Annotated in this window: 22 protein-coding genes; 15 read left to right on the top strand and 7 right to left on the bottom strand. The window is 69.8% G+C overall.

What is annotated here, in order from left to right:
* The first annotated feature begins 50 nt into the window (after window positions 1-50).
* The gene (locus ACGTNG_RS00555; RefSeq protein ID WP_394574884.1) at window positions 51-725 is read left to right on the top strand and encodes a zinc metallopeptidase; all 675 of its coding nucleotides are present in this window, start codon (window positions 51-53) and stop codon (window positions 723-725) included.
* Window positions 726-889: 164 nt separating this feature from the next.
* A complete protein-coding gene (locus tag ACGTNG_RS00550) occupies window positions 890-2,029 on the top strand; it encodes an App1 family protein phosphatidate phosphatase (RefSeq protein WP_394574883.1) in 1,140 nt (379 codons plus the stop codon).
* Window positions 2,030-2,065: 36 nt separating this feature from the next.
* Here the strand turns inward: ACGTNG_RS00550 and cmoB are convergent, their stop codons facing one another.
* Window positions 2,066-3,058 (bottom strand): tRNA 5-methoxyuridine(34)/uridine 5-oxyacetic acid(34) synthase CmoB, encoded by a 993-nt coding sequence (gene cmoB, locus ACGTNG_RS00545; RefSeq protein WP_394574882.1) that lies wholly within the window; start codon window positions 3,056-3,058, stop codon window positions 2,066-2,068.
* A 14-nt stretch (window positions 3,059-3,072) separates the two neighbouring features.
* Window positions 3,073-3,819 carry a carboxy-S-adenosyl-L-methionine synthase CmoA gene (gene cmoA / locus ACGTNG_RS00540; RefSeq protein ID WP_394574881.1) on the bottom strand — a complete coding sequence of 249 codons (747 nt, stop codon included), beginning with the start codon at window positions 3,817-3,819 and terminating at the stop codon, window positions 3,073-3,075.
* Window positions 3,820-3,905: 86 nt separating this feature from the next.
* Here cmoA and pgi point away from each other — a divergent pair, with 86 nt between their 5' ends.
* The 8 genes from pgi to leuA all read left to right on the top strand — a co-directional run bounded on the left by pgi (window position 3,906) and on the right by leuA (window position 14,845).
* The gene (gene pgi, locus ACGTNG_RS00535) at window positions 3,906-5,579 is read left to right on the top strand and encodes a glucose-6-phosphate isomerase (protein WP_394574880.1); all 1,674 of its coding nucleotides are present in this window, start codon (window positions 3,906-3,908) and stop codon (window positions 5,577-5,579) included.
* Window positions 5,580-5,607: 28 nt separating this feature from the next.
* Entirely contained in the window at window positions 5,608-6,279 is a 672-nt protein-coding gene (locus tag ACGTNG_RS00530; RefSeq protein WP_394574879.1) for a YqiA/YcfP family alpha/beta fold hydrolase, read from the top strand.
* Window positions 6,280-6,282: 3 nt separating this feature from the next.
* Window positions 6,283-8,163 carry a DNA topoisomerase IV subunit B gene (gene parE, locus ACGTNG_RS00525; protein WP_394574878.1) on the top strand — a complete coding sequence of 627 codons (1,881 nt, stop codon included), beginning with the start codon at window positions 6,283-6,285 and terminating at the stop codon, window positions 8,161-8,163.
* Between the two features lie 304 nt (window positions 8,164-8,467).
* A complete protein-coding gene (parC, locus tag ACGTNG_RS00520) occupies window positions 8,468-10,720 on the top strand; it encodes a DNA topoisomerase IV subunit A (RefSeq protein ID WP_394574877.1) in 2,253 nt (750 codons plus the stop codon).
* A 1-nt stretch (window position 10,721) separates the two neighbouring features.
* On the top strand, window positions 10,722-11,936 hold the full coding sequence (gene serB, locus ACGTNG_RS00515; RefSeq protein WP_394574876.1) for a phosphoserine phosphatase SerB: 1,215 nt from the start codon (window positions 10,722-10,724) through the stop codon (window positions 11,934-11,936).
* Entirely contained in the window at window positions 11,933-12,790 is an 858-nt protein-coding gene (locus ACGTNG_RS00510) for an ion transporter (protein WP_394574875.1), read from the top strand. Before serB ends, ACGTNG_RS00510 begins: the two co-directional genes overlap by 4 nt.
* Window positions 12,791-12,943: 153 nt before the next feature.
* A complete protein-coding gene (locus ACGTNG_RS00505) occupies window positions 12,944-13,108 on the top strand; it encodes a hypothetical protein (RefSeq protein ID WP_394574874.1) in 165 nt (54 codons plus the stop codon).
* A 30-nt stretch (window positions 13,109-13,138) separates the two neighbouring features.
* Window positions 13,139-14,845, top strand: coding sequence for a 2-isopropylmalate synthase (leuA, locus tag ACGTNG_RS00500; protein WP_394574873.1), 1,707 nt, complete (start codon window positions 13,139-13,141; stop codon window positions 14,843-14,845).
* Window positions 14,846-14,933: 88 nt separating this feature from the next.
* Here leuA and epmB read toward each other — a convergent pair whose 3' ends face one another.
* Window positions 14,934-15,971 carry an EF-P beta-lysylation protein EpmB gene (gene epmB, locus ACGTNG_RS00495; RefSeq protein ID WP_394574872.1) on the bottom strand — a complete coding sequence of 346 codons (1,038 nt, stop codon included), beginning with the start codon at window positions 15,969-15,971 and terminating at the stop codon, window positions 14,934-14,936.
* A gap of 108 nt (window positions 15,972-16,079) precedes the next feature.
* Here epmB and efp point away from each other — a divergent pair, with 108 nt between their 5' ends.
* Together efp and epmA are read left to right on the top strand one after the other, a co-directional pair.
* Window positions 16,080-16,646, top strand: a complete 567-nt coding sequence (gene efp, locus ACGTNG_RS00490) for an elongation factor P (protein WP_394574871.1) — start codon at window positions 16,080-16,082, stop codon at window positions 16,644-16,646.
* A 193-nt stretch (window positions 16,647-16,839) separates the two neighbouring features.
* Window positions 16,840-17,826, top strand: a complete 987-nt coding sequence (gene epmA / locus ACGTNG_RS00485; RefSeq protein WP_394574870.1) for an EF-P lysine aminoacylase EpmA — start codon at window positions 16,840-16,842, stop codon at window positions 17,824-17,826.
* A 142-nt stretch (window positions 17,827-17,968) separates the two neighbouring features.
* Here the strand turns inward: epmA and asd are convergent, their stop codons facing one another.
* The 3 genes from asd to rsgA all read right to left on the bottom strand — a co-directional run bounded on the left by asd (window position 17,969) and on the right by rsgA (window position 20,843).
* Window positions 17,969-18,808: an archaetidylserine decarboxylase gene (asd, locus tag ACGTNG_RS00480; RefSeq protein WP_394574869.1), complete on the bottom strand. Its 840-nt coding sequence runs from the start codon at window positions 18,806-18,808 to the stop codon at window positions 17,969-17,971.
* Between the two features lie 66 nt (window positions 18,809-18,874).
* The gene (locus tag ACGTNG_RS00475) at window positions 18,875-19,705 is read right to left on the bottom strand and encodes a sulfurtransferase (RefSeq protein ID WP_394574868.1); all 831 of its coding nucleotides are present in this window, start codon (window positions 19,703-19,705) and stop codon (window positions 18,875-18,877) included.
* Between the two features lie 91 nt (window positions 19,706-19,796).
* Window positions 19,797-20,843 (bottom strand): small ribosomal subunit biogenesis GTPase RsgA, encoded by a 1,047-nt coding sequence (gene rsgA, locus ACGTNG_RS00470; RefSeq protein ID WP_394574867.1) that lies wholly within the window; start codon window positions 20,841-20,843, stop codon window positions 19,797-19,799.
* Between the two features lie 86 nt (window positions 20,844-20,929).
* Between rsgA and orn the strand changes: the two genes are divergently transcribed.
* Window positions 20,930-21,529 (top strand): oligoribonuclease, encoded by a 600-nt coding sequence (gene orn, locus ACGTNG_RS00465; protein WP_394574866.1) that lies wholly within the window; start codon window positions 20,930-20,932, stop codon window positions 21,527-21,529.
* 179 nt (window positions 21,530-21,708) lie between these two features.
* On the opposite strand, the gene queG is transcribed toward orn, so the two are convergent.
* On the bottom strand, window positions 21,709-22,812 hold the full coding sequence (gene queG / locus ACGTNG_RS00460) for a tRNA epoxyqueuosine(34) reductase QueG (protein ID WP_394574865.1): 1,104 nt from the start codon (window positions 22,810-22,812) through the stop codon (window positions 21,709-21,711).
* A gap of 99 nt (window positions 22,813-22,911) precedes the next feature.
* On the opposite strand from queG, the gene ACGTNG_RS00455 reads away from it, so the two are divergent.
* Together ACGTNG_RS00455 and tsaE are read left to right on the top strand one after the other, a co-directional pair.
* Window positions 22,912-24,459, top strand: coding sequence for an NAD(P)H-hydrate dehydratase (locus tag ACGTNG_RS00455; protein WP_394574864.1), 1,548 nt, complete (start codon window positions 22,912-22,914; stop codon window positions 24,457-24,459).
* Entirely contained in the window at window positions 24,440-24,943 is a 504-nt protein-coding gene (gene tsaE, locus ACGTNG_RS00450; RefSeq protein ID WP_394574863.1) for a tRNA (adenosine(37)-N6)-threonylcarbamoyltransferase complex ATPase subunit type 1 TsaE, read from the top strand. The genes ACGTNG_RS00455 and tsaE overlap by 20 nt, the downstream gene beginning before the upstream one ends.
* Window positions 24,944-24,950: the final 7 nt, after the last annotated feature.

Raw genomic sequence — 24,950 nt, 5'->3', positions numbered from 1 at the left:
GGCTCTGGTAGGCTGGGTCCAATGATCTGACCCTGCGTGGAGCCTCTTCGATGATCGTCCTGGCAATCGCCCTGCTGCTGGCCCTCTTCCTGCTACCCAACCTCTGGGCGAAGTGGGTGCTGGCGCGTCATGCCCGCGGGCGTGAGGAGTACCCCGGCACCGGCGGTGAGCTCGCCGAGCATCTGATCCGGCGGCTGGGGCTCGAGGGCGTTCGGGTGGAGGTGACCGACCAGGGCGATCACTACGATCCCGAGGCGCGCCGGGTGCGGCTCTCCCAGGAACACTATGCGGGGCGCTCGCTCACGGCAGTGACGGTGGCGGCCCACGAGGTGGGCCATGCCATCCAGCACCGGGAGGGCTACGCGCCGCTGCTGGCCCGCTCGCGCCTGGTGGCCGTGGCGCAGAAGGCCGAGAAGGTCGGGGCGCTCTTGATGATGGCCGCGCCTTTCCTCTTCGTGCTGACGCGCCTGCCCGGCGGCTTGGTCGTCGTGGTGGCCCTGGCGGTGATCAGCTTCGGCACCGCGGCGCTGGTGCACCTGGTGACCCTGCCGGTGGAATTCGATGCCAGCTTCGGGCGGGCCCTGCCGCTGCTCGCCGAGTACATTCCGGCCCGCGACATGCCCGGCGCCCGCCACGTGCTCACCGCCTGCGCCTTCACCTATGTGGCGGCGTCGCTCGCCAGCGTCCTCAACCTGGGGCGCTGGCTGGTGATCCTCCGGCGATAGGCTCCCGTGGGTAAGACTCGAGGCGTCGGCGTCTCTGCTTGCCGTTGAGGGCGCGGAGGTGCGAAAACCGCCGGCCCGGGAGTAGGCTGGGGGCATCGACACGATCCGGAGCACCCGACCATGAGCGGCAGGACCCGACGCAATCACGTTACGGGTAGGCGGAAATGACGCCGACGCTTCGACGCGCCGCCCTGTTCGTGAAGCGGCTGGTGGGCGTCGTGGCCAGCCCGATGAAGCTCGGTCATGCGCATGGCGGCCTGACCGTCACGCCCTATCGGGGCTATGGCTCGCGGCGAGAAGCCTTCCTCACGGGCCGTGTGTTTCGTCAGGCGCCGCTGAGCCGAGGCGTGCCGCGCCGCGGTTTCCTGCGAGACCTGGCCGATGTGGCGCGGCGGATCGCCCGACGGGGCGTGGCCGAGGCCAGCGTCGACATCCGCTTGGGCGACAATCACCTGACCGTGACCACCGACCGCGATGGCTACTTCGATGCCTGTCTGCCGCTCGTCTCGCCACTGCCCCGCGAGCGTGCCTGGCACCGCGCCGAGCTGTGGGTCACGGCGGCCGAGGAGGGGCCGGTGCGTGCCAGCGTGGAGGTCTTCACCCCCGCCCCCGATACCGACCTGCTGGTGATCAGCGACATCGACGACACCGTGATGTACACCGGCGTGGCCGACAAGCTGCGCATGCTCTATCGACTGTTTCTCGAGCAGCCGGACCAGCGCACTGCCTTTCCCGGCGTGGCGGCGCTCTACCAGGCCCTGCACCGCGGCGCCGATGACCAGGGCGAACGCCCCATCCTCTACGTATCACGGGGCCCCTGGGTGATCTACGAGATGCTGGAGACCTTCTTTCAGCTCAATCGTATTCCGGTCGGACCGATCCTGTTCCTGCGCGAGTGGGGCATCTCCCTGCGCCATCCCTGGCCGCGTCGGGCCGAGGACCACAAACGGCAGCTGATCAGCCGCATGCTGGCGACCTTCGAGGGGGTGCCCTGCCTGCTGATCGGCGACAGCGGGCAGCACGATCCCGAGGTCTACACCCGCATCGTCGAGGCGCACCCCGGGCGGGTGGCCGCCATCTACATCCGGCGGGTGGAGCAGCGGGAGGATCGCCAGCGTGCCATCCAGCGGCTCCGCGACGAGCTGCGCCACACCCCCTGCGACCTGGTGCTGGCCGCCGACAGCGTGCTGATCGCCGAACATGCCCGGGCCCACGGGTTCATCTCGGAGCATGGGCTGGCGGCCGTGCGTCATGAGGTGGCCGCGCTGTCCGAGGACGAGGGGGCCGGCGACGCTGCCGCCTGAGGCTCCGCCCCGGGTAACGCGATCAGGCCGCGGGCATCAGCCCGGCCGGTTGGCGATGACCACCGCGCGACGCGGGGCGGGATAGCCCTCCCGGGTGCGGGTCGGGTCGTCGGGATCGAGGAAGTCGGCCAGCGACTGGAAGGTCATCCAATCGGTGGCGCGCTGCTCGTCGGTGGTGGTCACAGCCTCGTCCACTGTCCGCACGTTCTCGAACCCGCAGCGTTCGAGCCACTGGCAGAGCGCGGCGGAGGAGGGCAGGAAGTAGACGTTGGGCATGGCGGCGTAGCGCTCCCCAGGCAGCAGTACCGTGGTGGCTTCGCCCTCGACCACCAGGGTCTCCAGCACCAGCTCGCCGCCCGGTCGCAGGGCCTCCTTGAGCTGCACGAGGTGCTCCAGCGGCGAGGGGCGGTGGTAGAGCACGCCCATGGAGAACACCGTGTCGAAGAAGGCGAGCCGTTCGGGGACGTCCTCGATGCCCACCGGCAGGAAGTGGGTGCGGTGGCCGTCGGCGTCGCCGACGAAGTGACGCACCGCCCGAAACTGCCAGAAGAAGCGCGGCGAGGGGTCGATCACCAGCACGAAGGCGGCGCCGGCCCCGGCCATGCGCCAGGCGTGATAGCCGCTGCCGCCCCCCACGTCGAGCACCCGGCGGCCAGCGAGCGGCGCCAGATTCGGGGCGACGCGCTGCCACTTCCAGTCCGAGCGCCACTCGGTGTCGATGGGCACGCCGCCGAGGCAGTAGGGCCCCTTGCGCCAGGGCATGAGCTTACGCAGCAGGTTCTCGGCCTGGCGGCGCTGGCTCTCGCTCAGCTCGGCCTCGACGCTCACCGTGTCACGATCCAGCTCGACGCGGCGCGTCGCGGGCAACGCGGGGAGCTTGGCCACGGCCTTCTCCCAGGCCGGCAGGTCGCCGAAGCGCTGGCGGTCGAGTCCCCGGGCCAGCTGGTCGGGCAGGCGGGCCAGCCAGGCATCCAGGCCCTGGTCGAGGAAGGCGCGGTAGAGGTCGCGGTGTTCCGGCGCGATTGGCACGGGGGGGGCTCCTTTTAGCGGCAGTCCTTGAAGGCGATCAGCGAGGCGAAGTTGAGGAACTGGAACCAGGTCTGGCTGCGCGGGAAGCCGGCCCGGGCCAGGCGGGCGTGGTGGCCCTCCAGGGTGTCGGGTACCAGCACGTTCTCCAGCGCCGTGCGCTTCTGGCTGATCTCCATCTCGCTGTAGCCGTTGGCACGCTTGAAGTCGTGGTAGCGCTCCACCAGCCAGGCGTTCTCCTGCTCGTCGGCGGCCTGGATCTTCTCCGAGAGCACCAGCACCCCGCCGGGCTCCAGGGCCTCATAGAGCCTGGCGATCACCGCGTCGCGATCCTCCGGGGCGAGGAACTGCAGGGTGAAGTTGAGCACGATCATGCCGGCGGGGGCGTACTCCAGCCGGCGGATATCGCCTTCGAGCACCTCCATGGCGTGGTCGGGGCACTCCTCGGCGAGCGTCTCCCGGGCCCGTGTGACCATGGCCGGGGAGAGGTCCACGCCGGTGTAGCGGAAGGCCTCCGGTGGCAGGGCCCCGGCCAGGGCGAGGCCGGCGGCGCCCAGCGAGCAGCCGAGGTCATAGACCTGGGCGCCGTGGCGCAGGTGGCGACCGGCGATCAGGCCCAGCATGCCGAGAATCTGGCCGTAGCCCGGCACCGAGCGGCGAATCATGTCGGGAAAGCAGGCGACGACCTGCTCGTCGAACGAAAAGCGCGCCACCCGGTCCAGGGGTGTCGAATAGATCGCGTCACGGTAAGATGCGTCACTCATGGAACAGGCCGGATATCGTGGGGTAAGGGGCGCTATTCTACGCTTCGCCCGCATCGGCTGCACGACAGGACGTCAAGGAGACTCCCATGACCCACACCACTATCGATCAACAGGGTGCCTGGCAGGCCCTGGCCGACCATGCCGAGGGCATGCGCGCCGCGCACCTGAGCGAGCTCTTCGCCGTCGAGTCGGGGCGCCATGCCGCCTTCACCCGTCAGGCAGCGGGCCTGACCCTGGACCTCTCCAAGCAGCGCTGGGACGCCGAGACCCTGTCGAAGCTGCTCGACCTGGCCCGGGAGGCCAAGGTCCCCGAGGCGATCCGCGCCCTGCTCGCCGGCGAGCGGGTCAACCGCAGCGAGGATCGTCCGGCACTGCATACCGCCCTGCGACTGCCGGCCGAGGCGAGCCTGGTGGTAGAGGGCGATGACCTGGTGCCCTCGGTGCACGCCACCCTGGATCGCATGGAGACCATGGTCGAGCGCTTCCACGCCGGGCAGTGGCGGGGCGCCACCGGCAAGGCGATCCGCGACGTGGTCAATCTGGGCGTCGGCGGCTCCGACCTGGGGCCGCTGATGGTGACCCACGCCCTGGCCGACTATCGGCCCCGGGGCGTGCACGAGGTCGACGTCCACTTCGCCTCCACCATGGACGGCTCCCAGCTGGCCGACTACCTGGCGCGGTTCAATCCCGAGACCACGCTCTTCGTCCTCTCGTCGAAGTCCTTCACCACCATCGATACCCTCTCCAACGCGCGCACCGCCCGCGACTGGCTGATGGCGCGACTGTTGGACGAGGCCGGCGTCGACGCCGACCTCGTCATGCAGCAGCACTTCATCGGCATCTCGGCGAGCCCCGAGAAGATGAACGAGTGGGGCATCGCCGAGGCGCACCAGCTCGAGTTCTGGGAGTGGGTCGGGGGGCGCTACTCGCTGTGGGGCGGCATCGGCCTGCCCATCGCCCTGGCGGTGGGCATGGAAAACTTCCGCGAGCTGCTCGCTGGCGCCCACGCCCTGGATACCCACTTCCGCGAGGCGCCCCTCGAAGACAACCTGCCGGTGCTGCTGGCCCTGGCGGGCATCTGGAACGTCAACTTCCTCGACGTCCGCGCCCACTCGATCCTGCCCTACGATGGCCGCCTGGAGTACTTCGCCGCCTATCTCGAGCAGCTGGAGATGGAGTCCAACGGCAAGTCGGTGACCCATGACGGCCAGGCCGTCGGCTACTCCACCTGTCCGGTGCTGTGGGGCCAGCTCGGCCCCAACGCCCAGCACGCCTTCTACCAGCTGCTCCACCAGGGCACCCAGGCCGTGGAGTGCGACTTCATCGCCCCGCTGGTGCGCTACGAGGAGGTCGAGGACCCGGCCACCCGGGACCACCTGATGGGCCAGCATCGGCTGACGCTCGCCAACTGCTTCGCCCAGTCGCGTGCGCTGATGCTCGGCGACGAGGCCATCGAGGAGGACGGGCCGCGCCCGGTGCACAAGCGCTATCGCGGCAACCAGCCCTCCAGCACCCTGCTGCTGGAGCGGCTGACCCCGGCGACCCTGGGGGCGCTGATCGCCCTGTACGAGCACAAGGTGTTCGTCCAGGCGACCATCTGGGACATCAACCCCTTCGATCAGTGGGGCGTGGAGCTCGGCAAGCAGATCGCCGGCGAGACGCAGCGGATCCTCGAGCACCACGCCGACCTCGCGTCCATGGACGACTCCACCCGGGGCCTGATCGAGGCCGCCTGGGCAGCGGAACGCGGCTCCCTATGACACTGGCTGCATGTACAGGGTTTGCGGTATGCTGAGGGCCGCCTCGAGGAGGCCGGCGGCCAGCGGGGTGCTCTACCTGCACGGGTTCAACAGCGGCAGCGGCTCGCCCAAGGCGGGCCTGATGCGCGAGGCCTGCGCGCGGCTCGGGCTGCCCTGCGCCGCGCCGCAGCTGCCGCACCGGCCGCGGGCCGCCCTGGCCTTGGCCGAGGCGCGGCTCGCCGAGCTGGGGTCGGCCCCGCTGGTGGTGGGCAGCTCCATGGGGGGCTTTTTGGCCACGTTGATCGCCGAGCGTCACGACCTTCCCGGGGCGCTGATCAATCCGGCGGTGGCGCCGGCGACGCTGGTGGCGGACTGGGTCGGCCAGCGCTTCGACAACGCCTACACCGGCGAGCGCTTCGCCATCGAGCCTGAGCATCTCGAGGAGCTTGAGGCGTTGACGCCCGTGCGGGTCACGGCCGAGCGCTACCTGCTGCTGCTGGGCACGGCCGACGAGACCCTGGATCCTCGGCGGGCCTTCGCCCTCTACCGGGGGGCGCGAGCCATCCTGCACCCCCGGGGGGATCACGGCTTCGCGGCCCTGGCGGACTATCTGCCGGCGATTCTGGCCCACGGTGGCCACGCCCTGGCGTCGGCGCGGCTCGCCGGTCGCGAGTCGGTCGGCGTCCCGGGCGACACGAACGATCGTAACCACTTTGGGTGATGCATGACGCAATACAGTGCCAGCTCCATCGAGGTCCTCTCCGGCCTCGAGCCGGTGCGCAAGCGCCCCGGCATGTATACCGATACCTCGCGGCCCAATCACCTCGTCCAGGAGGTCATCGACAACAGCGTCGATGAGGCGCTGGCCGGTCATGCCGGGGCGATCACCGTCCGTCTGTTCGAGGATGGCGGCGTCGAGGTCTCCGACGATGGACGCGGCATGCCCATCGACATCCATCCCGAGCACGGCGTCTCCGGGGTCGAGCTGATCATGACCCGGCTGCACGCCGGCGGGAAGTTCTCCCAGTCGAGCTATCGCTTCTCCGGTGGCCTGCACGGCGTCGGGGTCTCGGTGGTCAATGCGCTCTCCAAGCGCCTGGAGATCGAGGTGCTGCGCGACGGCAGCCGCCACGGCATGGCCTTCGAGCACGGCGAGAAGGCCTCCCCCCTGCAGGTGATCGGCAGCGCCCCTAAGCGCGCCCGCGGCACCCTGGTGCGCTTCTGGCCCGAGGAGGGCTACTTCGACAGCCCGAAGCTCTCCCTGTCGCGCCTCAAGCACCTGCTGCGCGCCAAGGCGGTGCTCTGCTCGGGCCTCGAGGTCACCCTGATTGAGCCCGACGGCAACCAGAGCGTCTGGCAGTACGCCGACGGCCTGCGCGACTACCTGGCCCAGGCCACCGACGGTTATGAGGTGCTGCCGGCCTCGCCCTTCGTCGGCCACTTCGCCGACGACGAGCACGGCGTCGACTGGGCGATCCAGTGGCTGCCCGAGGGCGGTGAGGCGCTGCTCGAGAGCTACGTCAACCTGATCCCCACCCCCCAGGGCGGCACCCACGTCAACGGCCTGCGGGCCGGGCTGCTCGAGGCGCTGCGCGAATTCTGCGAGTACCGCAGCCTGCTGCCGCGGGGCGTCAAGCTCACCGCCGAGGACCTCTGGGAGCGCGTCTCCTACGTGCTCTCGGTGAAGATGCTCGACCCCCAGTTCGCCGGCCAGACCAAGGAGCGGCTGTCGTCGCGCACCGTGGCGGGCTTCGTCTCCGGGGTGGTCAAGGACGCCTTCTCGCTGTGGCTCAACCACCACGTCGACCAGGCCGAGGCGCTGGCCGAGCTCGTGATAAGCGCCGCCCAGCGCCGCCAGAAGAGCTCTAAGAAGGTGGCGCGCAAGAAGGTCACCTCCGGGCCCGCGCTGCCCGGCAAGCTCGCCGACTGCTCGGGGCAGGACCCGGCCGGCAGCGAGCTCTTCCTGGTCGAGGGCGACTCGGCCGGGGGCAGCGCCAAGCAGGCGCGCAACCGCGAGAGCCAGGCGATCCTGCCGCTGCGCGGCAAGATCCTGAATACCTGGGAGGTGGAGTCGCACGACATCTACGGCTCCCAGGAGGTGCACGACATCGCCGTGGCCGTGGGCATGGACCCGGGCAGCGACGATCTCTCCAAGCTGCGCTATCACAAGATCTGCATCCTCGCCGACGCCGACTCCGACGGCCTGCACATCGCCACGCTGCTCTGTGCGCTCTTCGTGCGCCACTTCCCGGCGCTGGTCGATGCCGGCCACGTCTTCGTGGCCATGCCGCCGCTCTACCGCATCGACCTGGGCAAGGAGGTGCACTACGCCCTGGACGAGAGCGAGAAGGCCGCCATCCTGCGCAGGCTCGAGGGCAAGCGCGGCACGGTGAACGTGCAGCGCTTCAAGGGCCTGGGCGAGATGAGCCCGCTGCAGCTGCGCGAGACCACCATGGCGGTCGAGACCCGCCGTCTGGTGCAGCTGACCCGCGAGGTCGGCGACGGCACCATGGAGATGATGGACATGCTGCTGGCCAAGAAGCGTGCCTCCGACCGCAAGAGCTGGCTCGAGGACTACGGCAACCTGGCGGATATCGAGGTATAGCGCCAAGCGCCACGCTACAAGCAGCGAGCACAAGCACCGAGCACAAGCACCAAGGCGAGCGGCACCGGTAGCCGAACAAGCGCTGTGATACAGAGCGAGAGGCGTCGGGAACGGGTTGAGAGAGGAGGTCCTACGCCAGGGACGGCGTCGGTAGCGCCCAGGGACGGGTTTACAGCGCCTCCTTGCCAACCTGTTGCCGAAATAGCCTCGAGCGAAGTCGCCATCTGAAAAAGCGTTTGCACCTGACCGTTCGCGAGGTAATGCAGCCAATGATTTCTGGACACCCTGACCAAGGGCACACCGTATGACCATGGATATCCAGGTGGCGGAGGGCGACGTCGAGCGCCTCTCGCTGCGCGAATACACCGAGAAGGCGTACCTCGACTACTCGATGTACGTCATCCTCGACCGGGCCCTGCCCCATATCGGCGACGGCATGAAGCCGGTGCAGCGGCGCATCGTCTACGCCATGCGCGAGCTGGCGCTGTCGGCCAGCGCCAAGTACAAGAAGTCGGCGCGCACCGTTGGCGACGTGCTGGGCAAGTTCCATCCCCACGGCGACAGCGCCTGCTACGAGGCGATGGTGCTGATGGCCCAGCCGTTCAGCTACCGCTATCCGCTGGTCGATGGCCAGGGCAACTGGGGCAGCCCCGACGATCCCAAGTCCTTCGCCGCCATGCGCTACACCGAGGCGCGGCTGTCGAAGTTCGCCGAGGTGCTGCTCGCCGAGCTCGGCCAGGGCACCGTCGACTGGACCCCCAACTTCGACGGCACCATGAACGAGCCGGTGGTGCTGCCGGCGCGCCTGCCCCACGTGCTGCTCAACGGCGGCACCGGCATCGCCGTGGGCATGGCCACCGACATCCCGCCCCACAACGTGGGCGAGGTGGTCGAGGCCACCTGCCATCTGCTGCGCCACCCCGAGGCGACCACCGTCGACCTGCTCGAGCACCTGCCGGCCCCGGATTTTCCCACCGAGGCGGAGATCATCACGCCGCGCAGCGACCTGCGAAAGCTCTACGAGGGTGGGCGCGGCTCGGTGAAGCTGCGCGGCCGCTACGTGCGCGAGGAGGGCAACGTGGTGGTCACCGCGCTGCCCTACCAGGTCAGCGGCGCCAAGGTGCTCGAGCAGATCGCCGCCCAGATGCAGGCCAAGAAGCTGCCCATGGTGGCCGACCTGCGCGACGAGTCGACCCACGAGGAGCCGACCCGGCTGGTGATCGAGCCGCGCTCCAACCGCGTCGACATCGAGGCGCTGATGGCGCACCTGTTCGCCACCACAGACCTCGAGAAGAACATCCGCGTCAACATGAACGTGATCGGCCTGGACGGCCGGCCCCGGGTCATGCCGCTGCCCGACCTGCTCGGCGAGTGGCTGCGCTTCAGGCGCGCCACGGTGCGCCGGCGACTCGAGCACCGCCTGGGCAAGGTCGAGGACCGCCTGCACATCCTCGAGGGCCTGCTGGCCGCCTACCTCAACCTCGACGAGGTGATCCGCATCATCCGCGAGGAGGACGAGCCCAAGGCCGCGCTGATCGAGGCCTTCGGGCTCAGCGACCGCCAGGCCGAGGCGATCCTCGAGCTGCGCCTGCGCCACCTCGCCAAGCTCGAGGAGATGAAGATCCGCGGCGAGCAGGATGACCTAGAGGCCGAGCGCAAGCACCTGCAGGAGCTGCTCGGCAACGAGGCCAAGCTCACCGATCTGATCGAGACCGAGCTGCGCGAGGCCGGCGAGGCGCACGGCGACGCGCGCCGCTCCCCGCTGGTCGAGCGCCAGGAGGCGAAGGCGCTCTCCGAGGTCGAGCTGGTCGGCGCCGATCCGGTCACCGTGGTGCTCTCCGAGAAGGGCTGGATCCGCAGCGCCAAGGGCCACGAGATCGATCCCGCCGGTCTCTCCTACAAGGCCGGCGACCGCTTCCACCTCGCCGTCCGGGGCAAGACCAACCAGCCGCTGGTGCTGCTCGACGACACCGGCCGCGCCTACACCCTGTCGGCCCACAACCTGCCCAGCGCCCGCGGCCAGGGCGAGCCGGTCACCGGCCGGGTCAACGTGGTGGCCGGGGCGCACATGGCGGGCCTGATGCTGGCGCCGCCCGAGACCCGCTACCTGCTCGCCTCGGACGGGGGCTACGGCTTCGTCGCCCGGCTCGAGGAGCTCACCGGCAAGAACAAGTCCGGCAAGGCGATCCTCAGCGTGCCCAAGGGCTGCAACGTGCTGCCGCCGCTGGAGGTGTCGTCGCCGGAGGAGGCCAGCGTGGCGGCGGTCTCCAACGAGGGGCGTCTGCTGGTCTTCCCCCTCGCCCAACTTCCCGAGATGGCCAAGGGCAAGGGCAACAAGATGATCGACATCCCCGGCGCCCGGGCCGCGCGTCGCGAGGAGTTCCTGCGCGACCTGGTGGTGCTGCCGGCCGGCGCCGCCCTGGTGGTGCATGCCGGCAAGCGCAAGCTGACTCTCAAGGCCGCCGACCTGGACTATTATCGCGGTGAGCGTGGCCGGCGGGGCAGCAAGCTGCCTCGCGGGCTGCAGAAGGTCGACCGCCTCTACGTGGAAGAGTGACATGACGAGACGACTGTTGATCCGCGCCACCGGCACGGCGCGCCCCGGCCAGCTGGCCGGGCTGGGCAAGGCGCTGGCAGGCAGCGGCGCCCGCCTGCTGGACATCAACCAGAGCGTGACCTTCGGCATCCTATCGCTGGAGGCGCTGGTGGGGCTCGCCCACGAGAGCGACCTGGAGGGGGCGCTGGCCACGGCCGGCGATGCCCTGGGGCTCGATATCCAGGCGATCCAGGTCAGCGCCGAGGACTACCAGCGCTGGAGTGCGGCGGCCAGTCAGCCGCGGCTGATCCTGACCCTGCTGGCGCCGCACCTGCCCGCCGGGATTCTCGCCGAGGTGGGCGCGCTCACCGCCGAGCACGGCCTGACCGTGGAGCTGATCCACCGCCTCTCCGGCCGCGAGCCGCTGGACGGCGGCGTGCCCGAGCATGGAGCCTGCGTGGAGTGCTGGCTGCGCGGCGAGGAGGTCGACCTCGACGCCCTGCGCGAGAAGGCCCTGGCGCTGGGCGCCATGCACGGGGTGGACATCGCCCTGCAGGAGGACTCCATCTGGCGTCGCCACCGCCGCCTGGTCTGCTTCGACATGGATTCGACCCTGATCCAGACCGAGGTGATCGACGAGCTGGCGCGTCGCCACGGCGTGGGCGACGAGGTGGCGGCGGTCACCGAGCGGGCCATGCGTGGCGAGCTGGACTTCCAGCAGAGCTTCCGCGAGCGCATGGCCAAGCTCAAGGGGCTCGACGAGGCGGTGCTCGCCGAGATCGCCGGGGAGCTCCCGCTGATGGACGGCCTCGAGCGGCTGATGCGCCATCTCAAGCGCCTGGGCTATCGCACCGCGATCCTCTCCGGCGGCTTCACCTACTTCGCCCGCCATCTGCAGGAGACCCTCGGCTTCGACGAGGTGCATGCCAACGAGCTGCTGATCGAGGACGGCAAGGTCACCGGTGAGGTGCGCGAGCCGATCCTCGACGCCGACCGCAAGGCCGAGCTGCTGCGCGAGATCGCCGCCCGCGAGGGCCTCGCCATGGAGCAGACCATCGCCGTGGGTGATGGCGCCAACGACCTGAAGATGCTTGCCGCCGCCGGGCTCGGCATCGCCTTTCGCGCCAAGCCGCTGGTCAGGGCCCAGGCGCGCCAGTCGATCTCCACCCTGGGGCTCGATGCGGTCCTCTACCTGATCGGCTATCGCCAGGGCGACCTGGAGGAGACGACGCGGTGAGCACGACCTTCCAGGCCTGGCAGGCGAGCTTCGAGCGCCTGCGCGCCCACAAGGCCTTCGAGCTGACGGTCATCGCCATCATCATCCTCTCGGCGCTGCTGATCGGCGCCAAGACCTACGAGGAGACCAGCCGCTTCCAGCAGTGGCTGCTGGCGATGGACGTGGCGGTGACGGTGTTCTTCCTGGTGGAGATCCTGATCCGCATGGCCGCCGAGAAGCGCCTGCGCGACTTCTTCCGCCAGGGCTGGAACGTCTTCGACTTCCTGATCGTGACCGCGAGCCTCATTCCTCTGGACGATTCGGAAGTGGTGCTGCTGGCGCGGCTGCTGCGCATCTTCCGGGTGCTGCGTCTGGTCTCGATGATTCCCGAACTGCGCGTGCTGATGGCGGCGCTGGTCAAGTCGATCCCGCGCATGGGCTACGTGGCGCTGCTGATGTTCATCATCTTCTACATCTACGCGGCGCTCGGCAGCTTCCTGTTTCATGAGGTCGACGAGGGCCTGTGGGGCAACATCGCCATCTCCATGCTGACCCTGTTCCGGATCGCGACCTTCGAGGACTGGACGGACGTGATGTACGCCACCCAGGAGCTGCATGGCTGGAGCTGGGTCTACTACCTGACCTTCATCTTCCTGACCGCCTTCATCTTCCTCAACATGATGATCGGCATCGTGCTCGACGTGATGCAGAAGGAGAGCGTGCAGATGGAGATCGAGAGCGGTGAGGGCGAGGCCGCGGAGCTGCACGGGTTGCGCCGCGACGTGCGCGGGCTGCGCGACCAGCTCGACCGCATGGAGGCGGCGCTGGGCGCTCGACAGGAGGGGAGTGGAGTTGACAGGCGCGGCGAAGACTGATCTTCTAGAGGCATGAACACGACATCGCGCCACCTCGTTCTCGACCTACGACTACCCCTAGCCCGCCGCTGAGCGCGACGGGCGGTGCAGTCTGCATCGCCGTCGCCTCGCCCGCCGCTAGCGAGCACGTCCCGGTCGAAACGAGGTTGTAGCATGTCCACCACCCGCAGTATCCGCGCCATGAACATTGCCGTTGTTGCCATCGCCCTCGAGTGCCGCCAGGCAGCTCGTATGGTTGTGAGCGACCACGCCGAATCCACGACGCCCCGTCCGCCCCTGGCCGACGGGGCGTCGCTGTTTCTGACGAATCGTTTCTGAACGCCGCCGCTTACCTGGGAGAACGCCACCATGATGCTCGATAACCCCGCTACCAAGTACCGCCCCTTCGTGGCCGTCGACCTGCCCGACCGCCAGTGGCCGAGCCGGCGCATCGAGACGCCGCCCCAGTGGTGCGCCGTCGACCTGCGCGACGGCAACCAGGCGCTGATCGATCCCATGGACCAGGAGCGCAAGCAGCGCCTCTTCGACCTGCTGGTCAAGATCGGCTTCAAGCAGATCGAGGTCGGCTTCCCCTCGGCCTCCCAGACCGACTTCGACTTCGTGCGCGCCCTGATCGAGGAGGACAAGGTGCCGGACGACGTCCAGATCCAGGTGCTCACCCAGGCCCGCCCGCACCTGATCGATCGCACCTTCGAGTCGCTGAAGGGCGCGAAGAACGCCATCGTCCACGTCTACAACGCCACCGACCCGGTGTTCCGCCGCGTGGTGTTCAACGTCGACAAGCCCGAGTGCATCCAGATCGCCGTGGACGCCACCACCCGGATCCGCGAGCACATGGCGGCGGCGCCGGAGACGCACTGGACCTTCCAGTACTCCCCGGAGCTCTTCTCCACCACCGAGATGGACTTCGCCGTGGAGATCGTCGATGCCGTGGAGGCGACCTTCGGCGCCAGCGTCGAGGCGCCGATGATCGTCAACCTGCCGGCCACCGTGGAGTGCGCGACGCCCAACAACTACGCCGACCAGGTGGAGTGGTTCTGCCGACACGTCGCCAAGCGCGACCACCTGATCGTCAGCGTGCACCCGCACAACGACCGCGGCACCGGCGTGGCCGCCGCCGAGCTCGCGGTGATGGGCGGCGCCGACCGGGTCGAGGGCTGCCTGTTCGGCAACGGCGAGCGCACCGGCAACGTCGACCTCGTCACCCTGGCCATGAACCTCTACACCCAGGGTGTGCACCCGGGGCTCGACTTCTCGAACATCACGCCGATCATGCGCGAGGTCGAGTACTGCAACCAGCTGCCGGTGCACCCGCGCCACCCCTATGTGGGCGACCTGGTGTTCACCGCCTTCTCCGGCTCCCACCAGGACGCCATCAAGAAGGGCATGGCCGCGCGCCGCGAGGCCCCGCACGACCTCTGGGAGGTGCCCTACCTGCCCATCGACCCCCTGGACGTCGGTCGCAGCTACGAGGCGGTGATCCGCGTCAACAGCCAGTCCGGCAAGGGCGGGATCTCCTACCTGCTCGAGCAGGAGCACGGCATCGAGCTGCCGCGCCGGCTCTCCATCGAGTTCAGCCAGGTGGTACAGGAGGTCGCCGACCGGCTGGGCAAGGAGATCACCTCGCAGATGATCTACCAGGCCTTCCTCGACGAGTACCTGGAGCAGCGCGAGCCCTTCGCCCTGATCAGCCACCGCATGTCCTCTGAGCCGGACAGCCCGACCGTGAGCCTCGAGGCGACCATCGAGGAGTACGGCGAGCGCCGCATCATCCAGGGGCAGGGCAATGGCCCGCTGGCCGCCTTCGTCAAGGCGCTGGCCGCCGAGGGTCACGACGTTGAGATCATCGACTACCACGAGCACTCCCGCGGCCAGGGCGCCGACGCCGAGGCGATCGCCTACGTCGAGGTGCGCGTCGGCGGTGAGGCGGTGTTCGGCGTCGGCACCGACGAGAGCATCACCAGCGCCTCCATCAAGGGCGTGATGAGTGCGATCAACCGCAAGCTCTCCACCGAGGCGCCGGCCCCCAACGTCACTGCCGAGACGCTGGCCTGATACCGGCAGGGTGAGTCACCCAAACCAAGCGCGGCCCCGCCAGAGACTGGCGGGGCCGCGCTTTTTAGTTGTGTCTCCTACTTGGCGTTTACAGCGGCGTCTTGCTGGCCTCGCCGGGTATCTCCCGGACCAGCCGCGGCATCAGGAAGCCCGGCAGCGTGTCGCGCAGTTCTACAACAAGGGCGCGGGCCGCGTCGTCGCTCACGTCGAAGTGCGCGGCGCCGGCCACCGGATCGAGCACGTGCAGGTAGTAGGGCAGGATGCCCGCCTCGAAGAGCCGCTCGGAGAGCGCGGCCAGCGACTCGACGTCGTCGTTCACGCCGCGCAGCAGCACGCTCTGGTTGAGCAGGGTGACGCCGGCGTCGCGCAGGCGCCGGCAGGCCGCCACCACCGCCTCGTCGATCTCGTGCGCGTGATTGATGTGCAGCACCATCACCGTCTGCAGCCGCGTGCCGCCGAGCCAGTCGAGCAGGGCGTCGTCGATGCGGTCGGGAATCACCACCGGCAGGCGCGTGTGGAGGCGCAGCCGCTTGAGGTGGGGAATGGCCTCGAGGCGCTCGACCAGCCAGGCGAGCCTTCGATCGCTCGCCGCCAGGGGGTCGCCGCCGGAGAGGATCGCCTCGCGGATCGTCGTGTCTTCCCGGAGGTAGTCGAGGCTCGCCTCCCACTGCGCCCGGGAGGGGGCGTTCTCCTCGTAGGGGAAGTGGCGGCGAAAGCAGTAGCGGCAGTTCACCGCGCAGGCGGGGCTCGCGATCAGTAGCACCCGGCCGGCGTACTTGTGGATCAGTCCCTTGGCCGGGGTGTGCTCGGCCTCGGCCAGGGGGTCGGCCACGTAGCCGGCCACCGGCCGGTCCTCCTCCATGAGCGGCAGCACCTGGCGCAGCAAGGGGTCCAACGGATCGCCGGGGCGGATGCGGGCGAGGTAGGCCTCGGGCACCCGCACCTTGAAGAGCGCGTGGCCGCGCTCGGCGCCACTGTGCCAGCGCTCGTCGAGGCCCAGGCGGCGGCACAGCTCGCGGGGATCGCGAATCGCCCCGGCCAGCTGGGTCTGCCAGCGAGCCTGCACGGTGAGGGGTTGGGTCTCCGGGGCGGGGCGCTGCAAAAGGGCGCTGCTTCGGGTTATCATGCGGCACACCAGTCAATGCGTACGGGGGCGAGGCCCCCGTGACACTTCATCTGCTTGCGCGTGCCGCCGGCCTCGGCCGGTGGCACGCTCGAATATGGATAAGCGATCATGGCCAACTATTCTACCAACGAATTCAAGGGCGGTCTGAAGGTGATGCTCGACGGCGATCCGTGCAGCATCGTCGAGAACGAGCTCGTCAAGCCGGGCAAGGGTCAGGCCTTCAACCGCGTCAAGCTGCGCAACCTGATGACCGGTCGCGTCCTGGAGCACACCTTCAAGTCCGGCGACTCCCTGGAGGCCGCCGACGTGATGGAGCTGGAGATGGAGTATCTCTACACCGACGGCGACATGTGGTACTTCATGAAGACCGACGGCTCCTTCGAGCAGTACGCGGTCGAGAAGCGTGCCCTGGGCGACACCGAGAAGTGGCTCAAGGAGCAGGTGCCCTACACCGTGACGCTGTGGAACGACAACGCCATCAGCGTGACCGCGCCGAACTTCATCGAGCTCGAGGTCACCGAGACCGATCCGGGCCTCAAGGGCGACACCGCCCAGGGCGGCTCCAAGCCGGCGACCCTCTCCTCCGGTGCCGTGGTCCGCGTGCCGCTGTTCATCAACGAGGGCGAGGTGCTGAAGGTGGATACGCGCAGCGGCGAGTACGTCTCCCGCGCCTGAGCAGAGGCCCTTCCTGCGCTCGCTCATACGTCGTTGAATCCCGAGTCGGCGTGCTCATTTAGCGCTGCTAAACTCCGCCGCCTTACTCGGGATTTGCCTAGTCTGAGCCTCGCTCGGAGAGGGCTTTAGCTGAGTTGACACCCTTTCAAGGCCACGCCAGCGGCGTGGCCTTGTCGGTTCTGGAGGTCGGGACATGACAGACGACTGGCGCCCCAGCGCCGAGATCGCGACCCTGCGCGAACGCGCGCGGCTGATCGCCGAGGTGCGGGCCTTCTTCGCCGAGCGCGACGTGTGGGAGGTGGAGACCCCGGTGCTCGGCCACGGCGGCAGCACCGAGGTGCATCTGGCCTCCCTCTCGGCCGAGGCGACCACCCCGGCCGGGCGCGAACGGCTGTGGCTGCAGACCTCGCCGGAATTTCACATGAAGCGCCTGCTGGCCGCAGGCTCGGGGCCGATCTTCCAGCTGGCGCGCAGCTTCCGCGACGGCGAGGTGGGGCGGCGCCACAACCTCGAGTTCACCATGCTGGAGTGGTACCGCCCGGGGCTCGGCCTCGAGGCGCTGATCGAGGAGACCGCCGCGCTGGTGGGGCGGGTGCTCGGGCGAGGGGCGGGGGATAAGCCGGGCCCGCTGCGCCAGCGCCGCTACCGCGAGCTCTTTCGCGAGGCGCTGGGCATCGACCCCTTCACGGAGTCCCTGGAGTCGCTGCGCCGGCTGGCCGGCGAGCGGGGTGGGCTGTCGATGGCCGACAGCGGTCGTGACGGCTGCCTGGATCTGCTGATGAGCTTCGTCATCGAGCCGGGCCTGGGGCGCGACGGGCTCGACGCGGTGGTCGACTATCCCGCCAGCCAGGCCGCCCTGGCGCGCCACCATCGCGACCCGGAGGACGGTGCGAGGGTCGCCTCGCGCTTCGAGCTCTACCTCGGCGGGCTTGAGCTCGCCAACGGCTACGACGAGCTCACCGACGCCGCGGAGCAGCGCACGCGCTTCACCGAGGACAACGCCGCCCGGCGCGCCCTCGGGCTTGACGAGGTGGCGGTGGACGAGCGCCTGCTGGCGGCCCTGGAGAGTGGCCTGCCGGCCGGCAGCGGTGTGGCGCTGGGGCTCGACCGGCTGATTCAGCTGGCGCTGGGCAAGGCGAGCGTCGCCGAGGTGATGGCCTTCGCCACGCCCCGCTGCTGAGTCTGAAAGGCCAGGGCGCTCGGAGGGAAGTCGAAGCGAAGGTCCTATGCCATGGATGGCATCGGTAGCGCCCAAGGATGGGGTTACAGCGCCTTCGCAATGGTCCGGCACCCCGGGACTTTCCGCCGATAAAGCCCTGATCCTAGTGAGGCAGTTGCCCCAGCGACTGCCCCATGCGCACCATCTGCTCGGGCGCGAGGTCGTCGACGTTCAGCTGCTCGGCGAAGCCCATCACCACGGTGGAGCCGAGCTTGAAGCGCCCCATCTCCTCGCCCTTCTCCAGGCGCACCGGGCTGTCGAAGCGGATGCGCTGCACCTCGCCGCGGGGCAGGGGGGTGATCTGGCCCGCCCACACCGTCTCGATGGCGGCGACGATCATCGCCCCCACCAGCACCATCACCATGGGGCCGTGCTCGGTGTCGAAGTGACACACCAGCCGCTCGTTGCGGGCGAAGAGGTTGGGCACGTGGTGGGTGGTGGCGGCGTTCACCGAGAAGAGGCGCCCCGGCACGTAGACCATCTCGGTCAGGGTGCCGCCGACGGGCATGTGCACCCGGTGGTAGTCGCTCGGCGAGAGGTAGACGGTGGCGAAGCTGCCGCCCAGGTAGCGCCGGGCCGCCTCGCCGTCGCCGCCGAGCAGTTCCATGGCCGAGAAGCGGTGGCCCTTGGCCTGGATCAGCTGGCCGGCCTCGATGGGACCGAACTGCGAGAGGGTGCCGTCGGCGGGGGAGACCACGCCTTCGCCGATGGGGCGAGCATCGTCCTCGAGGGCGCGGGTGAAGAAGTCGTTGAAGGTCGCGTAGGCCGTCGGGTCCGGCTCGGCGGCCTCGTCCATGTCGACCTTGAACCGGCGGATGAAGGCCTGGATCAGGGCATTCTTCAGCCAGGGTTGCTGGCAGTCGGCGAGCCGGCCCACCAGCCGCGAGAGCAGATGATGGGGCAGGGGATACTGGATCAGGGCGAAGAGTCGAGCGAGTGACACGGGCAGTCGTCCATCAGGGAGTCGGGTAGGGAAGGCCACGCGCAGGCGTGGCCGGAATCTTGGCCATCAGGTCTCGATGGGCGTGTCGTCGCGGTTGCCCCACTCCTGCCAGGAGCCGGCGTAGCCGCGGATCTTCTCGAAGCCCAGCGCGCGGCCCACGAGCCAGGTGAAGCCGCTGCGGTGGTGGCTCTGGCAGTGGGTGACCACCTCCATGTCCGGGGTCAGTCCCAGGGTCTCGAGTTCGGTGACGAGTTCGGCATAGTCGCGGATGCGCAGCCCGCGCTCGCGGTCCATGGCGTCGGTCCACTCCATGTTGACCGCGCCGGGCATATGGCCCAGGCGACGGTTGTTGCCCTTCTCGCCGTCGTACTCGGCCCGTGAGCGGGCATCCCAGATCGCCAGGTTCTTCTCGCCGAGGCGCTCCTGCAGCTCGAGTCGATCGATGGCGACCTCGGGATGGAGGATCTCGGCCTGGTAGTCGCTGGGCTCCGGGGTGTGCGTCTCGGTGGAGAGGGGCTGGCCGGCCTCGCGCCAGGCATGCAGGCCGCCGTTGAGGTAGGAGTAGCGGGTATGGCCGATCAGCTCCAGGGTCCACAGCAGGCGCCCGGCCCAGCCGCCGCCCTCGTCGTCGTAGGCCACCACGTGGGTGTCGCGGGTCAGGCCGAGCGACGAGAACAGCCGCGAGAGCGCCTCGACCGAGGGCACCCCGTTGGGCACCTCGCCCTCGCCGGCCAGCAGCCGCCGGTGATCCAGGAAGAGGGCGCCGGGCACGTGGCCCTCGCCATGGCTCTCGGCCCGCACGGGCACGTCGATGATCAGAAGCGACGGCTCGTCGAGCCGGGCGGCCAGCTGGTCGGGCTCGACGATCAGCGGGAGCAGGTTGTCTTCGGAACTCATGGCACACTCTCCTTAAATTCGGCTCCTTGAGGTAGGCTCCGCGATGCGGGCACCTGCGCCTCAGGTTAGTCGCCCGGGCTGGCGTCTGGCGTCAGCTCGTCTCGAGGCTCTCGACGATGCGTCGGAAGCTGGCGAAGCGCTCGGGGTGGATCTCGCCCCGCTCCACGGCGGCGAGCAGGGCGCAGCCCGGCTCCTGGCGGTGGCGGCAGTCGCGAAAGCGGCAGCGCCCCAGCACGTCGCGGAACTCGATGAAGCCCTCGGTGACCTGCTGTTCGTCCAGGTGGGTCAGGCCGAACTCGCGGATCCCCGGCGAATCGATCAGCTCGCCGCGACCGGCCTCGGCAGACGTCCCGTCATCCGGGGCGGGCAGGGCGTAGAGCCGGGCGGTGGTGGTGGTATGGCGGCCCTTGCGGGAGTCTTCGGACAGCGCGCCGATGCGCAGTTCCTCATCCGGCAGGAGGCGGTCGATCAGCGACGACTTGCCCACGCCGCTCTGGCCGACGAACACCGAGGTGCGGCCGGCGAGCCGCGTGTAGAGATCCGAGAGGCCGCCCTCGCGCTCGGTGGTGGTGGTGACCACGGGGTAGCCCAGCGCCTCGTAGCGCGCCAGCAGCGAGCGCAGCTCGCCGCCCTGTGCCGGCAGCAGGTCGATCTTGTTGAGCACCAGCACCGGCGCGATGCCGGTGGCCTCGGCGGCCACCAGGTAGCGATCGATCAGGTTGGCATGGGGCGCCGGTTCCACCGCGAAGACGATCAGGATCTGATCGATGTTGGCGGCCACCGGCTTCAACTGGCCGCGGGGGTCGGGGCGCTCCAGCACGCTCGAACGCTCGCCGCGAGCCACGACCACGCCGTCGCGGGCGTCGTGGGCGGCGCGCCAGATCACCCGGTCGCCGGTGACCAGCCCCTCGAGGTTGGCGCGCAGGTGGCAGCGCACGGCCTCGCCGCCCTCGTCGGGGCGCACGTCCAGGGTGCGACCGAAGTGGGCAATCACCCGGCCGTTCTGTTCCGCTCCGTACTCGCCGGCGGCCAGCTTGTCGCTGTCCTGGGCGTCGCGCCGATCGGCGCGACGGGCGCGCTCGGCCTGGACCTTCTCGATGCGCCAGCGCTGCTGGCGGCTCAACTTGCGTTTGCTCATGGGGGCCCGAAGCTCGCTACAATAGGGCGCATTGTACTCACCCAAGGCGCCCGCTGTCGTCAGCCGACGCCCCGCAAGGATTTCCCATGACCGAGCACGCCACGTCCGCCACCGCCGATGCGCGCCGCCAGCGCCTGATCTGGATCGACCTGGAGATGACCGGGCTCGACCCGAACCGCGAGCGCATCATCGAGATTGCCACCCTGGTCACCGACGCGGACCTCAACACGGTCGCCGAGGGCCCGGTGATCGCGGTCCACCAGCCCGATGCGCTGCTGGACGCCATGGACGACTGGAATACCCGCACCCACGGCGCCTCGGGGCTGGTGCAGCGGGTCAAGGAGAGCCGGGTCGATACCGCCGAGGCCGAACGACGCACCCTCGAATTCCTCGCCGCCCATGTCGAGGCCGGCGCCTCGCCGATGTGCGGCAACAGCATCCACCAGGATCGCCGCTTCCTGGAGCGGGAAATGCCCGAACTGCTGGCCTTCTTCCACTACCGCAACCTGGACGTCTCCACCCTCAAGGAGATCGCCAAGCGCTGGAACCCGGGCGCCCTGGCGGGCTTCCAGAAGCGCAACGTGCACCTCGCCATGGACGATATCCGCGAGTCCATCGCCGAGCTCGCCCACTACCGCACGACCTTCCTCAAGACGGCCGATCAGCGCGGCGACGAGGAAGAATAGCCGGTCGGGCCGGCGCCGGGCGCTGAGAGGCAGCGTCCGAGCAGGTAGGCTGAGGGTGGCGATGGGCAGCACCGGCGACAGGCCTGCGAGAGGGCGCTGTGAATACGTCCCTGTACGCTTCCGGCGCCATCCATGGCGCAGGACCCTCTCTACGGGCTGTCGCCGGTATCGCCGCGATCTCACTCACTGGCGATAAGCTGGCGGCGCTTTTGCCGTTGGCGATCTAGCGCCCAACGCACGTGCTCGCGGACCAGGTCGGAGGGGTAGGCCAGCCGCGCCATCAGCGCCGCCTCCACGGCCCGGCTCCAGGGCGCGTTGCCGAGCCCCACGGCGAGGTTGCGCAGCCAGCGTTCGTAGCCGATGCGCCGGATCGGGCTGCCGGCGGTCTTCTCCAGGAACTCCTCCTCGCCCCAGGCGAACAGCGAGACGAGGCTCGCCCGGTCCAGGTCGTGACGGGGCGCGAAGTCCGGCTCCTGGCTGACCCGGGCGAAGCGGGTGAAGGGGCAGACCAGCTGGCAGTCGTCGCAGCCGAATACCCGATTGCCCATGGCCTCGCGGTAGCGCTCCGGAATGGCGCCGAAGAGCTCGATGGTGAGATAGGAGATGCAGGCCCGGGCGTCGACGACCTTGTCCTCGACGATGGCCCCGGTGGGGCAGGCGGTGCGACAGGCGCTGCAGCTGCCGCAGTGATCGGTCTCGAAGGGCGCATCCACCGGCAGCGGCAGGTCGGTGTAGAGCTCGCCGAGGAAGAACAGCGAGCCGGCCTTCGGGTTGAGCAGCATGGCGTTCTTGCCGAACCAGCCGAGGCCCGCCTTGCGCGCCAGGCCGCGCTCCATGACCGGGGCAGAGTCGACGAAGGCGCGATAGCCGAAGGTGCCGACCTCGGCCTCGATCCACTTGGCAAGCGTGGCCAGCCGCTTGCGCATCAGCTTGTGATAGTCGCGTCCGGTGGCGTAGCGAGAGACGTAGGCCAGCGACGGTCGACCCAGCACCTTGGTGGTCTCCACCTCGGCGGGCAGGTAGTCCAGGCGCACGCTGATCACCCGCCGGGTGCCGGGCACCAGCTCCTCCGGGCGGGTGCGCTTGGTGCCGTGCTTGGCCATGAAGCCCATCTCGCCGTGATAGCCGGCGTCCAGCCAGGCCTCGAGGTGGGCCTCGTCCTCGGCCAGGTCGACGTCGGTGATGCCCAGCTGCTGGAAGCCGAGCTCGCGGCCCCAGGTCTTGATCCGCTCGGCGAGGGCGGCCATGTCGGGGTCGTCACTCGTGGGGGACACTGGGCTCATGATCGAGAAAACATCCTGCAGATCGGCCCCGCGACTTGGCGTGGGGCGCAGAGAATTTACACTCGGTATGGTAAAGCATCCCGAACGAGGAGACACCGCATGACCCGGCCAGCCGACTCCCCCATGCCGACGTTGCGCCCGCTCTATCGCGCCGACCAGGTCCGCGAGCTCGATCGGCGCACCATCGAGGGGGGCATCGCGAGCTTCGCCCTGATGCAGCGCGCGGCCGCGGCCGCCTGGCAGGAGCTCCGGGCGCGCTGGCCACAGGCGCGCTCGCTCACCGTGCTGTGCGGCGGCGGCAACAACGGCGGCGACGGCCACGTGCTGGCGGCGCTGGCCGCCGCCGAGGGGCTCGCCGTGCAGCGCCTGCTGCTCAAGCCGGTGGAGACGCTGACCGGCGACGCCCGGCGCGCCGCCGACATGGCCACGGGGGCCGGGGTGCCGGCCGAGGCCTGGCAGGCGGAGCGTCAGCTCGACGGCGAGGTGGTGGTGGATGCCCTGCTCGGCACCGGGCTCGGCGGTGAGGTGCGCGGGGCGGCTCGCCAGGCGATCGAGGCCGTCAACGAAAGCGGCCTGCCGGTGCTGGCCATCGACATCCCCTCGGGCCTCGACGCCGACACCGGGGCGAGGCTCGGGGTCGCGATCCGGGCGACGCGCACCGTGACTTTCATCGCCGACAAGCTCGGCCTCTATACCGGCGCGGCACCGGCGCATGTCGGCGAGCCGGTGCTCTGCGCCCTCGGCGTGGACGCCGAGGGCGAGGCCGATCTCGTCCCCGCCGCCCGCCGGCTGGAGGCCGGGCTGCTTGCGGCCTGGCTGCCGCCCCGGCCCCGCGACGCTCACAAGGGCGACTGCGGCCATGCCCTGGTACTCGGCGGGGCGCCGGGCTTCGGCGGGGCGGCGCTGCTCGCCGCCGAGGCCTGCGCACGGCTGGGCGCCGGCAAGGTGAGCCTTGCCACCGCGCCCGAGCACGTCACTGCGAGCCTGGTGCGTCGCCCCGAGGTGATGGTCCACGGCGTGCGCGGCGCCGGCGATCTCGCCACGCTGCCCCAGGGCGCCGACGTGCTGGTGGTCGGGCCGGGCCTGGGGCAGGGCAGCTGGGGACAGGGCATGCTGCAGGCCGCTCTCGAAGCGTCGCGCCCGCTGGTGGTGGATGCCGACGGCCTCAATCTGTTGGCCACGCGCCTCCAGGGGCGGCAGCGCGACGACTGGATCCTCACCCCGCACCCCGGAGAGGCGGCGCGCCTGCTCGGCTGCTCCGCCGGCGAGGTGGAGGCCGACCGGCCCGCCGCGGCTCGGGCGCTGCAGCGCCGCTACGGCGGCGTGGTGGTGCTCAAGGGCGCCGGCACCCTGGTCGCGGGCCCGGCGGGGCTCGCCGTCTGCCCCCATGGCAACCCGGGCATGGCCAGCGGCGGCATGGGCGATGCGCTCTCCGGCATCCTCGGCGCGCTGCTGGCCCAGGGACTCGAGCTCGAGACGGCGGCACGGCTCGGGGTGCTGGTGCACGCCCTGGCCGCCGACCGGGCGGCTCGTGAGGGCGGCGAGCGTGGCCTGCTGGCCGGCGATCTGGCATCCTGTGCGCGAATTCTGGTCAACCCGACCGTGTGTGATAGCAAGGGCGAGGACGATGCTGCTGCGACTCGATGACGAAGACCGCCAGGTCGCCTTCGGCGCCTGCCTGGGGCGAGCCCTCGAGGGCCACGGTCGCGTGCACCTGACCGGCGAACTGGGCGCCGGCAAGACGACCCTGACCCGCGGCATCCTGCGCGCCTATGGACACGTCGGTGCGGTCAAGAGCCCGACCTATACCCTGGTGGAGCCCTATGCGCTCGACGGCGTGCTCGTGCACCACTTCGACCTCTATCGCCTCGGCGACCCCGAGGAGCTGGAGTTCATCGGCGGCCGCGATCTGCTCGCCGAGGATGCGCTCTGCGTGATCGAGTGGCCGGAGCGCGGCGAGGGCTGGCTGCCCGCGCCGGACCTGGAGGTGCGCCTGCGCCTGGCCGAGGAGGGACGCGAGGCGACCCTCGCGGCGCGCAGCGCCCATGGCCGGGCGGTCCTCGAACGGCTGATGGCCATGCCTGAACTGGCGGGCCGTCTCACTGACAGCGAAGGCGACGCGGCACGATGACAGCCAC

The organism is Halomonas sp. B23F22_3 (genome assembly GCF_043496965.1).
Lineage (GTDB): Bacteria > Pseudomonadota > Gammaproteobacteria > Pseudomonadales > Halomonadaceae > Halomonas.
This window is presented reverse-complemented; position numbering and strand designations above follow the sequence as displayed.